The 11,402-nt window shown below is 68.7% G+C and carries 9 protein-coding genes; 8 read left to right on the top strand and 1 reads right to left on the bottom strand.

The window, feature by feature from the left end; all coding sequences use genetic code 11:
• Positions 1-2: 2 nt before the first annotated feature.
• The 8 genes from V8686_RS03935 (at position 3) to V8686_RS03900 (ending at position 10,786) form a co-directional block, all read left to right on the top strand.
• Positions 3-1,451 (top strand): DHHA1 domain-containing protein, encoded by a 1,449-nt coding sequence (locus V8686_RS03935; RefSeq protein ID WP_379702661.1) that lies wholly within the window; start codon positions 3-5, stop codon positions 1,449-1,451.
• Positions 1,452-1,767: 316 nt separating this feature from the next.
• On the top strand, positions 1,768-3,762 hold the full coding sequence (locus V8686_RS03930) for a DUF7289 family protein (RefSeq protein ID WP_379702660.1): 1,995 nt from the start codon (positions 1,768-1,770) through the stop codon (positions 3,760-3,762).
• A 37-nt stretch (positions 3,763-3,799) separates the two neighbouring features.
• Positions 3,800-4,135, top strand: coding sequence for a DUF5783 family protein (locus V8686_RS03925; protein WP_379702659.1), 336 nt, complete (start codon positions 3,800-3,802; stop codon positions 4,133-4,135).
• Positions 4,136-4,160: 25 nt separating this feature from the next.
• Positions 4,161-4,532 carry a NifU family protein gene (locus V8686_RS03920; protein ID WP_379702658.1) on the top strand — a complete coding sequence of 124 codons (372 nt, stop codon included), beginning with the start codon at positions 4,161-4,163 and terminating at the stop codon, positions 4,530-4,532.
• Positions 4,533-4,642: 110 nt separating this feature from the next.
• The gene (locus V8686_RS03915) at positions 4,643-5,038 is read left to right on the top strand and encodes a PPC domain-containing DNA-binding protein (RefSeq protein ID WP_379702656.1); all 396 of its coding nucleotides are present in this window, start codon (positions 4,643-4,645) and stop codon (positions 5,036-5,038) included.
• Complete coding sequence (locus V8686_RS03910) at positions 5,035-8,598, top strand: DNA polymerase II large subunit (RefSeq protein ID WP_379702655.1); 3,564 nt, start codon at positions 5,035-5,037, stop codon at positions 8,596-8,598. The genes V8686_RS03915 and V8686_RS03910 overlap by 4 nt, the downstream gene beginning before the upstream one ends.
• Before the next feature lie 203 nt (positions 8,599-8,801).
• The gene (locus V8686_RS03905; RefSeq protein ID WP_379702654.1) at positions 8,802-10,520 is read left to right on the top strand and encodes a glycosyltransferase family 2 protein; all 1,719 of its coding nucleotides are present in this window, start codon (positions 8,802-8,804) and stop codon (positions 10,518-10,520) included.
• A gap of 125 nt (positions 10,521-10,645) precedes the next feature.
• Positions 10,646-10,786: a hypothetical protein gene (locus V8686_RS03900; RefSeq protein ID WP_379702653.1), complete on the top strand. Its 141-nt coding sequence runs from the start codon at positions 10,646-10,648 to the stop codon at positions 10,784-10,786.
• Positions 10,787-10,789: 3 nt separating this feature from the next.
• Here the strand turns inward: V8686_RS03900 and V8686_RS03895 are convergent, their stop codons facing one another.
• Positions 10,790-11,392: a metal-dependent hydrolase gene (locus V8686_RS03895; protein WP_379702652.1), complete on the bottom strand. Its 603-nt coding sequence runs from the start codon at positions 11,390-11,392 to the stop codon at positions 10,790-10,792.
• Positions 11,393-11,402: the final 10 nt, after the last annotated feature.

The raw sequence follows: 11,402 nt of genomic DNA, 5'->3' as shown, positions 1-11,402 counted from the left end.
CGATGACGACCGATCCGACGACGATGGGTCCCGTTCCCGAACTCGCGGAGCGTGCGACGGCGTGTGCCGACCGGCTCCGGGACGCCGACGCCGTGTTGCTCGCCTCGCACATCGACGCGGACGGCCTGACGAGCGCCGCCGTCGCGGCGACGGCGCTCGAACGCGCCGGAATCCCGTTCGAGACGGTCTTCGAGAAGCAACTCGACGAAGCGTCGATTCGTGCCATCGCGGCGACCGACCACGACACCGTCCTGTTCACCGACTTCGGGAGCGGCCAGCTAGACGTCATCGCCGACTTCGAGGCGCGCGGGGCGTTCGACCCAGTGATCGCCGACCACCACCAGCCGGCGGACGCGGAGACGGCCTACCACCTGAACCCGCTGCTCGAAGGCCTCGACGGGGCGAGCGAACTCTCCGGGGCCGGCGCGGCGTACGTCCTCGCGCGCGCTCTCGAACGTGACGACGTGGACAACCGCGACCTCGCGGCGCTCGCGGTAGTCGGTGCCGTCGGCGACATGCAGGGCGGGGTCGACGGACTCACCGGTGCGAACGAGGGTATCGTCGCGGAGGGCATCGAGGCGGACGTCCTCGCGGAAGGCACCGACCTCGCCATGTACGGCCGGCAGACCCGTCCCCTCCCGAAACTGCTGGAGTACGCGAGCGACGTGCGGATTCCGGGGATCACCGGCGACGAAGCCGGGGCCGTCTCCTTCCTCGCCGACCTGGACGCCGACCTCCGTGCCGACGGCGAGTGGAAGCGGTGGGTCGACCTCTCCGACGACGACCGGCGGACGGTGGCGAGCGCCCTGTTGAAGCGCGCGGTGGCGAGCGGCGTCCCGGCCGTTCGCGTGAACGACCTGATCGGAACGACGTACACGCTCACCGCCGAACCGGAGGGCACCGAACTGCGCGACGTGAGCGAGTTCTCCACCCTCCTGAACGCGACGGCGCGCTACGAGCGCGCGGACGTCGGCCTCGCCGTGTGTCTCGGCGACCGGGGGGCGGCCCTGGACCGTGCCCGGACGCTCCTGCGCAACCACCGCAAGAACCTCTCGGAGGGCCTGGAGCTGGTGAAGTCGACGGGCGTCACCGTCGAGAACCACGTCCAGTGGTTCGACGCCGGCACGCGCATCCGCGAGACCATCGTCGGCATCGTCGCCGGGATGGCCCTCGGCGCGGACGGGGTCCGTCGTGACCGACCGATCGTCGCCTTCGCGACCGTCGAACCGGACGGCGCGAACGACGCGGGCGAGGTGAAGGTGTCCGCACGGGGGTCGCACGCGCTGGTCCGTCGCGGACTCGACCTCTCGGCGACCATGCGGGAGGCGGCGCGGGCGGTCGGCGGCGACGGCGGCGGCCACGACGTGGCCGCGGGGGCGACCATCCCGGCCGGGGAGCGGGAGGCGTTCGTGGCCGAAGTGGATCGGATCGTCGGCGAACAACTCGAGTAGCGAACGCGTTCGACTCGACCGTTCCCGGCGGTGCCGGAGGAGCGCGAGTACGAGCGACCGCACGAGCGCCACGCAGGGGACGGGGACTCACGCCCGCTCACCTTTCACGTCTGATATCTGAGTAGCACCGTCCGGCCGACTACCCGCACAGTCGGGGCGCCGTGTCGCCGCGAAATCGACCGACTCCGTCGTCCGAAATGTCAGTGAGAAAGATAAAGGTAGAAACCGGTCGACGTTCAACCTGCATATCACTGATGAAAATAGAAGTACGTCGACCGCGTCTCACGTTGCCGGCGAGCGGGGTGCCGGCGGGGCCGTGAGCCGCGAGGCGCGGGCACAGAGTTCGGTCATCGGCGTCGTGTTGATCCTCGGAGTCGTCGTCGCCGGGACGACGGGCGTCCTGCTGATCGGCGGCGAGGCGCTGCGCGACGTGCAGGATCGGACGAAGGCGAGTCTGGCAGAACTCACCATGTCGAGTGTCGATGCCGAGGTGAGTGAGGTGGCCCTCGGCTACGCCGACAGCCGTCGGGTCTCGCTCGGCGGCCGCGGCCGGGCGACGCTCGACGAGTCGGCGGGGCGCATCACCGTCGAACGGGTCGGGTCGAACGCCACCGGGCCACCCATCGTGAACACGACGCTCGGGGCGGTCGAGTATCGGTCCAGCGGAACGACCGTGGCCTATCAGGGCGGCGGCGTCTGGCGGGCCGGCGCGGGGCGGTCGACGATGGTCTCGCCCCCGGAGTTTCACTACCGCTGGGGCACCGGTTCGGGGAGCGATCCGACGCTGACGTTCCCCATCGTTGCCCTCCGCGGGGAAGCGGGCTCCGCCGAGGCGCTCCGGTTCGAGGACGGCCCGACCTACGCGGCGTTCCCGAACGCGAGTGCGGGGATGGCGAACCCGCTGTCTTCGGGGAGCGTCCGCGTCACCGTCCGGAGCGAGTACTACCGGGGCTGGGCGGACTACTTCCGGACGCGGACCGACGCGGACACCGTCAGAGTGTACGACGCCAACCGATCGGTGGCGGTGGTGCTCAGCGTGCCGACGCGGGGGCGCGAAATCGGGGACTCCATCGCGGCCCGGTCGCCGACGGTGACCGTCCAGGGCGGCGCGACGGTCGACAGCTACAACTCCTCGGAAGGGACCTACGCCACGACGAGGGGCGAGAACGGGAGCGTCTACGTCGGGGAGGACCTCGTCAACGCCGGCGGTGGGACCATCTACGGCGACATGCGCGTCGACGGGGACTTCGAGGGCGGCGGCGGCATCGAAGTGACGGGCCGACTGATCGCCGACGGCGACGCCGACCTGACGGGCGGCGGTGTCACCGTCGACGACGAACTCATCGCCGACGGCGACCTGCGACTCGGCGGCGGGGGCCACCTCGACAGTCCGGCGACGGTCAGCGGGCGGGTGGTCGAGACGGGGGGCGGCGTCAGCGTCGACGCGCCCGTCGTCGCGGGCGGGGACTACGTGAGCAGTTCCGGGACCATCGGCGCGGACGTCCACGTCGGCGGTGACTTCTACCCCGCCAACGGCCAGAACATCGACGGCGACGTGACGGCGGCGGGGAGCTTCGAGGACGGCGCCGTCTACCCGAACGTGGACGGGAACGTCGTGGAGAACGGGCCACGACCGAACCTGGGCGCGGTGTCGGCGGCGCGGGAGCTGACGCCGCCGGATCTGCGCCCCATCGACGACGCCGTCGCCACGAAAGTCGCCGCTGCGGCGGGGTCGAACGACAACGACGGGAGCGACGCCGCGCGGATCGAGGCGGGGAACTGCGGCGGCGCCCACGCGGCCTGTACGCTGACGAACGGCACCTACCACCTCGACGACCTCGAACTCTCCGGCGGTGACAGCCTCACCTTCGACACCACCGGCGGGCCGGTGTCCGTCGTCGTCGACGGCGACGTGTCCACCTCGGGCGGGTCGCCGGTGGACGTGGTCGGCTCGAACGCGGTCCACGTCTACGCCACCGGCGACTACGAGATCAGGACCGACTGGACGAGCGTCGGCGACCGGGGCGACCAGATCTGGCTCTACGGCACGAGCAGTTCGACGGTGACCGTCCGGAGCGGCGCGGACTTCTACGGAGTCATCTACGCGCCGGGGAACCAGGACATCAGCGTGCGGGGCGGCGCGGAGGTGTACGGCGGCATCGTCGGCGGCGTAAGCGACGTGCAGGGCGGAACGGCCGTCCACTACGACACGGTGCTCGCGGACCAGAAACCGGAACTCACGGGCGGCGGCGGCGCGCCCGTGACCTTCCTGCACGTCACCGTCAACGAGATTCGGGTCGAGGACGGGTAACCGTCCGACTTTTGGCCGCGCCCGCGAAAGGGCGGTCATGGCCGAGTTCGACCCCGAGAAGTTCGAGGACAAGTACGCCAACTACTTTACCGAACTCCAGCGGGCGTACAAGAACGCCTTCGAGACGATGAACGACCGCTTCGACTCCGAGCTGGTTCACGCCATCGATCAGCAGGTACTGAACGAGTCCGAACCGTTCTACGAGGACGGCGACTTCCGGGTCGAGCTCCCGGAGAACCCGACGGACCGGGTGACTGCAATCGTCGTCGACGAGGGGAAACTGGAGACGACGCTGGAGCGCTACGTCGAGGAGATCGAGGCGGAACTCCGGTCGGTGTTCGGCCTCGACGAGCGGGACGAACCAAAGGCCTAAGCCCGTCGGAATCCAATCACCGCGTATGAGTACCGACGCTCAGGACGCCGACGGCGAGGACGATCTCCGCGAGCGCATCACCAACTTCCTGCGGCGCAACTTCCCGCAGATTCAGATGCACGGTGGGAGCGCGGCGATCCAGAACATCGACACGGAGACCGGCGAAGTGAGCATCCAGCTCGGCGGCGCCTGTTCCGGCTGTGGCATCTCCCCGATGACGATCCAGGCGATCAAAAGCCGGATGGTCAAGGAGATCCCCGAGATCACGAAGGTCCACGCCGACACCGGTATGGAGGGCATGGGCGGCGAGGGTGGCAGCGGCATGGAACCCTCGTTCCCCGGCGAGACGACCGACGACGGCGAGGGTCGGGACGAAGGCCCGCAGGCTCCGTTCTAACGCCCCGTTCGCCGCGGTGTTCGTTACGTTCGACCAGCCGCCGCGCCGTCGCGAGAGCGACGGCCGCCGTACCGAGTAAGGTTTAATCCGGGGCCGTCCGTCTCCCGTCTATGGACGCTCGTGAACTCGCCGTTGACGCGGAGTACCGCGTCGCCATCGAGGCGGGCGACGACTGGCGGGGAGCGATCGAAGCCGTCGCCGCGGACGAGGGCGTCGCCGCGGCGTGGTTCACCGGTGTGGGCACGGTCCGCGACGCCGACGTGTGGTACTACGATCCGGCCGCCGACGAGCATCGCGCGGTGCAGTTCGACGAACCGCTGTCGGTCGCCACCTGCACGGGCGACGTGTCGGTGACCGACGGGGACCCGGTCGCCCGCCCCTACGCCGTTCTCACGCGGCCGAGCGGGCAGGCAGTCGGCGGCTATCTCAACGCCGCCGAGGCCGTCGAGGGGACGGTACATCTCCGGGCCTTCGAGGAAGCGTTCGACCGACGGGCAGACCCGTGACGCCGGACGACGAGCGCTACTTCGAGCGGATGGAACACCGCCTCGACGAGGCGTTCGACCGGGCGAAACGGGCCAAAGAACGGGGTGCCGACCCCCGTCCCGAGGTCGAGATACCCGTCGCCCGCGACATGGCCGACCGGGTGGAGAACATCCTCGGCATCGACGGGGTGGCCGAGCGGGTGCGCGAACTCGACGGGAAGATGAGCCGCGAGGAGGCGGCGCTGGCGCTCGTGACCGACTTCGTAGAGGGGACGGTCGGCGACTACGAGACCGACGCCGGCAAAATCGAAGGCGCGGTCCGGACGGCCGTTGCCCTCCTGACGGAGGGCGTCGTCGCCGCCCCCATCGAGGGGATCGACCGCGTCGAACTCCTCGACAACGACGACGGCAGCCAGTTCGTCAACGTCTACTACGCGGGGCCGATTCGCTCCGCGGGCGGCACGGCACAGGCACTCTCGGTACTCGTCGCCGACTACGCGCGCTCCCTACTGGGCATCGAGGAGTTCACGCCTCGCGACGACGAAATCGAACGCTACGCCGAGGAGATCAGCCTCTACGACGCCGAAACGGGACTCCAGTACACGCCGAAGGACAAGGAGACGAAGTTCATCGCCGAGCACATGCCGATCATGCTGGACGGCGAGGCGACGGGCGACGAGGAGGTGTCGGGGTTTCGCGATCTGGAACGGGTCGACACCAACGCCGCCCGCGGGGGGATGTGTCTCGTCCTCGCGGAGGGTATCGCGCTGAAGGCGCCGAAGATCCAGCGTTACACCCGCGACCTGGAAGAAGTGGAGTGGCCGTGGCTCCAGGACCTCATCGACGGCACCATCGGAGAGGACGACGGTGGCGAGGCGGACGAGGCCGACGCGGGCGGCGACGACGAGGGTGACGCCGAGGCGGACTCCGACGACGAGGCCGAGACTGGTCCGCCCCGAGTCGACCCCTCGGCGAAGTATCTGCGGGACCTGATCGCCGGGCGACCGGTGTTCGGCCACCCCTCGGAGTCGGGCGGCTTTCGCCTCCGGTACGGGCGCGCCCGAAATCACGGGTTCGCGACGGCGGGTGTCCACCCCGCCACGATGCACCTCGTGGACGACTTCCTCGCGACGGGCACGCAGATCAAGACGGAGCGGCCCGGGAAGGCCGCCGGCGTCGTCCCGGTCGACACCATCGAGGGACCGACGGTCCGACTCGCGAACGGCGAGGTCCGTCGCATCGACGATCCGGCGGAGGCGCTGAAAGTCCGAAACGGCGTCGAGGCCATCCTGGATCTCGGGGAGTATCTCGTCAACTACGGCGAGTTCGTCGAGAACAACCATCCGCTCGCGCCGGCGTCCTACACCGTCGAGTGGTGGGAACAGGAGTTCGAGGCGACGGCGGCGGACGTCCAGGCGCTCCGCGACGACCCCCGGGTCGACCTCGCCGACCCGACGGCCGCGACGGCAGTCGAGTGGGCCACCGAGTACGACTGCCCGCTCCACCCGAAGTACACCTACCTCTGGCACGACGTGAGCGTCGACGAGTTCGAGACGCTGGCCACGGCGGCCGCACGCGGCGAACCCCGGACCGTGGAGAGCGACGGCGGCCACGGGATGGTGCGCCCGAAAGACGGGAGTGGAGGCGAGGTCCTCGTAATCGAACGGACCGAGCGGCTCCGACGGACGCTCGAAACCCTCCTCGTCGAACACGTCGCGACCGACGAGGGGATCCGCATCCCGGACTGGGAGCCGCTCGCCCGGTCGCTCGGGCTGACGCCCTCGCTCGACCGCACGTGGACGGCCGACGACCTCTCGACGGCGGCCCGCGAGTACGACGACGGCGACAACGCCATCCGTGCGGTCGACGAGGTGGCGCCGTTCACCGTCCGGGAGCGGGCGCCGACCCGGATCGGCAACCGGATGGGTCGCCCGGAGAAGTCCGAGCGCCGCGACCTCTCCCCCGCGGTCCACACGCTCTATCCCATCGGCGAGGCGGGCGGGAGTCAACGCGACGTCGGCGCCGCGGCGGGCGCCCGCACCGACGAGGGGAAAGGCGTGGTGAACGTCGAGGTCGGCCGGCGGGCGTGTGGCGACTGCGGCGCGACCACTCACCGGACGCGGTGTCCGGCCTGTGGGAGCCACACCGAACCGGTGTACGAGTGTGGCTCCTGTGAGCGCCTCGTCGAACCCGACGAGTCCGGGCGCGTCCACTGCGAGCGCTGCGACCGGGACGTGACCAGCGTCGAGTGGCAGCAGTTGGACGTCGGCGCGCGCTACCGGGAGGCCCTGGACGGCGTGGGCGAGCGCGAGGCGGCGTTCGACATCCTCAAAGGCGTCAAGGGACTCACCTCCGCCAACAAGACGCCCGAACCGATGGAGAAGGGCGTGTTGCGCGCCAAACACGGCGTCAGCGCGTTCAAAGACGGCACGGTTCGCTACGACATGACGGACCTGCCGGTGACGTCGGTGCGCCCCGAGGAACTCGACGTGACCGCCGAGGACTTCCGGGAACTCGGCTACGAGACGGACATCGACGGCGACCCGCTCCGGTTCGACGACCAGTTGGTCGAACTCAAGGTGCAGGATATCGTCCTCTCGGACGGCGCCGCCGAACACCTCCTGAAGACCGCCGACTTCGTCGACGACCTGCTGACGGAGTTCTACGACCTGCCCGCGTTCTACGAGGTGACGGAGCGCGAGGACCTGATCGGCGAACTCGTCTTCGGGATGGCACCGCACACGTCCGCCGCGGTGGTGGGACGGGTGGTCGGGTTCACGTCGGCGTCGGTGGGCTACGCGCATCCGTACTTCCACGCGGCGAAGCGACGGAACTGCGATGGCGACGAAGATTGCGTCATGCTCCTGATGGACGGCCTGCTCAACTTCAGTCAGGAGTACCTTCCCGACCAGCGGGGGGGGAGGATGGACGCGCCCCTCGTCATGTCCTCCCGGATCGACCCGACCGAAATCGACGACGAGGCCCACAACGTGGACGTGGTGCGCCAGTACCCGACGGAGTTCTACGAGGCGACCCGGGAGATGGCCGATCCGGAGGACGTAGCCATCGAAATCGCCGAGGAGTCCCTGGAGACCGAGGGGGAGTACCACGGCTTCGACCACACCCACGACACCTCGAACATCGCACTTGGGCCGGACCTCTCCGCGTACAAGACGCTGGGATCGATGATGGAGAAGATGGACGCACAGTTGAACCTGGCCCGGAAGCTCCGGGCGGTGGACGAGACGGACGTGGCCGAACGCGTCATCGAGTACCACTTCCTCCCGGACCTGATCGGGAACCTCCGGGCGTTCTCGCGCCAGGAGACGCGCTGTCTGGACTGCGGGGAGTCCTATCGGCGGATGCCGCTCTCGGGCGACTGCCGGGAGTGTGGCGGCCGGGTCAACCTCACCGTCCACGAGGGGTCGGTGAACAAGTACATGGACACCGCCATCGAGGTGGCCGACGAGTTCGGCTGCCGACCGTACACGAAACAGCGCCTCGAGGTGCTGGAGAAGAGCCTGGAGAGCGTCTTCCAAGACGACCACAACAAGCCGTCGCGGCTGGACGACTTCATGTGAGTGGTCGACCGTGACCGCCCAAGCGGTTTAACGAGTCATTACACGGCCGAACGGCCCGCCGAGTAGCGGCTAACGACTCACTAACTATCACTGTCAGGCACCGAAGTGCGACCAAGTGTCAATGTGGAATCAACATCGGTCCGTCGCGACTCGTCCGCGGAGCTACTGCGTCGAAAGAGCACGTCCGCGTCGGTCTTCGTGACATGGACTCGCAAACGATCATCAGGGGGGATGTACGCGTCGAACGGACGGTCGTGCCGGCGGACGCGTCCGGGCCGACGGAGTTCCCCGACCAGTGGCACGTCAGACTGACCGTCTCTTCGGAACACGACTTCCCCGTCGTCGTACGAGTCTGCGATCGGCTACCGTCGGCTCTCGGCGCACCGAACGTCGCGCTCCCGCCGGACGAGGGCGAGGAGCGGTGGACGGTCGACACCGACACCGTCACCTGTCGGACCGTCGTGCAACCCGGCGACAGCACGGTGGCGACCTATCTGTTGCACACCGACGCCACCGACGAGGCGGCCCTAGTCGGAGCCACGGCTATCGAGACCGTACAGCCCGTCGATCCGACCGCGATGGAAATCGACGCGTCGGCCAACTGGGAGCCTGCAGCCGATCACGTCGGGAAGGCACACGGCGAGATCCGAACGCCGGACGGTGCCGCGGCCACGACGGGACTGGGGAACGGACACGCGGCGGCGTCCGACGGGGAGGGGATCGAGTCGATCCTGCGTTTCGAGACGAGCGAGCGGGCGGCCGCCGAGAGCGATTTTCTCGTCCCCCGCGGGGCCGACACCGATCCCCTCGTCTCCATCGTCATGCCGACGATGAACGAGGAGGCGGGGATTCGGGAGTGTATCGAGCGGGCGACGACCGCACTCGAGATGCTCGGTCTCCCCGGGGAGATCATCGTAAGCGACAGTTCCGACGACCGGACACCGGAGATCGCGGCCGAACTGGGCGCGCACGTCGTGACGCCGGACGGGGCGGGGTACGGCTACGCCTACCGGTACGGCTTCGAGCGGGTGCGTGGCGAGTTCGTCGTCATCGGCGACGCGGACACGACGTACGACTTCGAGGAGCTACCGAAGCTGTTCGAATGTCTGCAACGGACCGGGGCCGACATGGTGATGGGGAGCCGCCTGGAGGGAGAGATCACCCCCGGAGCGATGCCCGCACTCCACCAGTACGTGGGCAACCCCTTGCTGACGAAGTTCCTCAACGCGTTCTACGATGCCGGGGTGAGCGACGCACACAGCGGGTTCCGGGTGATCAAACGCGACGCGCTGGACCGTCTCGACCTCCAGTCGGACGGAATGGAGTTCGCCAGCGAGATGATCATGCAGGCGGCCGAGCGAGGGCTTCGGATCGAGGAGGTACCGATCGTCTACCACCGCCGCGAAGGGGAGGCCACGCTCGACAGCTTCCGCGACGGGTGGCGCCACGTTCGGTTCATGTTGCTCAACGCACCCGGCTACCTGTTCACCGGGCCGGCCATCGGTCTCGGCATCGTCGGCGTCGTCATGATGCTCCTCTCGCTCCTGAACCGACCGTTCGCGGGGATCCACTTCGGACAGCACACCATGATCGCCGGGAGCCTCGTGGTGATCCTCGGCTACCAGGTCGGGAGTCTCGGCCTGTTCAGCGCCGTCGCAGCGGAGCCGATCCGCTCCCCGCGCGATCCGGTCACGAAGCTGATCACGGATCGATTCCAACTCGAACACGGAACGACGCTGGGCCTCGGCCTGTTCAGCGCCGGTGCCCTCTACACGACGGTCCTCGTCGTGCAGTGGGTGCGGAGCGGTTACACCGAACTGCCCATCGTTCCGGTGAACATGCTCGCGTTCACCGTTCTCGTCCTCGGCGCCCAGACCGTGTTCTACTCGTTTTTCCTCAGCCTACTCGCGGGGTCGAGATAGCCCGGCGTCGGGTTGGGGGAATCGGCCGTAGGTCGGCGGGTAAGCAGTGCTTAATGAGCGGCGACAGCGCCCGCGGCCGTGTAACGAGCGCATAACTATGCCTCGGTGACCCGACCGGTCGGGATATGGGACGCTATCCGCGAACGGTACGCGACGCCCGCATCAAATGTATCCCGTGTAACGCGCCGGTCACCAGAACGGTCGAAGGGAGGTACGTCTGCGTCGAGTGCGGGGACGCACCGATCAGCGGGCGCGGCGAGACGTGAGCGTCACCGCTCCGGCGCCCGCACCGTACGCTGCCGTCGTCGGGAGACCAGCCGCCACAGCGTCTTGACGCCGGGGAACCCGTCGAGCGCCCAGATACCGAACAGGACGACCACGAGCACGAGCTGGATCCCGAATCCGCCGGTGAGCAGCGTCGCGGGGGAGGACTGAAGCGTCTGTAAGTGGGCCAGCCACGCGTCGACGTGGTCGAACAAACTGTCCTTCGGGTAGGTCGGCGTGGGGAACAGCGGCCAGAGGAGAAACGCCGCTTGCCCGAACTCGCCGGCGAGGAGCGACCGCCACGTGTCCGCAAGGAGGTGGGAGTACAGACCGAGCGAGAACGCGCCCGCCAGTTCGCGACGGTCGTACCGGTGGGCGACGAACGCGACGAGCACGCAGACGGCGGTGACGGTCAGCAACGAGTGCCCGATGCCGCGGCCGTCGAACACGTCGAACCACCAGTTGAGGGGTTTGTCGACGAGATCGGGGAGTTGCGTGGCGACGGCGAGCACGAGCGTCGGCGCTCCGTCGGGCGCCCGGTGCCCTCGCACCCGCGTCACGACGGTGTAGACGAGGTATCCGATCGCGAGGTGGCCCCAGGGCATCATGTTACTGGTT

Origin of the sequence: Haloplanus litoreus (assembly GCF_045690335.1) — an archaeon.
GTDB lineage: Archaea > Halobacteriota > Halobacteria > Halobacteriales > Haloferacaceae > Haloplanus > Haloplanus litoreus.
The sequence above is the reverse complement of the archived record's forward strand: the minus strand, read 5'-3'. Positions and strand labels throughout refer to the sequence as shown.

Coding starts and splice junctions, on each gene's coding strand:
- V8686_RS03920 (WP_379702658.1), top strand. CDS start 4,161: ATGAGTACCGACGCTCAGGACGCCGACGGCGAGGACGATCTCCGCGAG.
- V8686_RS03935 (WP_379702661.1), top strand. CDS start 3: ATGACGACCGATCCGACGACGATGGGTCCCGTTCCCGAACTCGCGGAG.
- V8686_RS03925 (WP_379702659.1), top strand. CDS start 3,800: ATGGCCGAGTTCGACCCCGAGAAGTTCGAGGACAAGTACGCCAACTAC.
- V8686_RS03915 (WP_379702656.1), top strand. CDS start 4,643: ATGGACGCTCGTGAACTCGCCGTTGACGCGGAGTACCGCGTCGCCATC.
- V8686_RS03905 (WP_379702654.1), top strand. CDS start 8,802: ATGGACTCGCAAACGATCATCAGGGGGGATGTACGCGTCGAACGGACG.
- V8686_RS03900 (WP_379702653.1), top strand. CDS start 10,646: ATGGGACGCTATCCGCGAACGGTACGCGACGCCCGCATCAAATGTATC.
- V8686_RS03895 (WP_379702652.1), bottom strand. CDS start 11,392: ATGATGCCCTGGGGCCACCTCGCGATCGGATACCTCGTCTACACCGTC.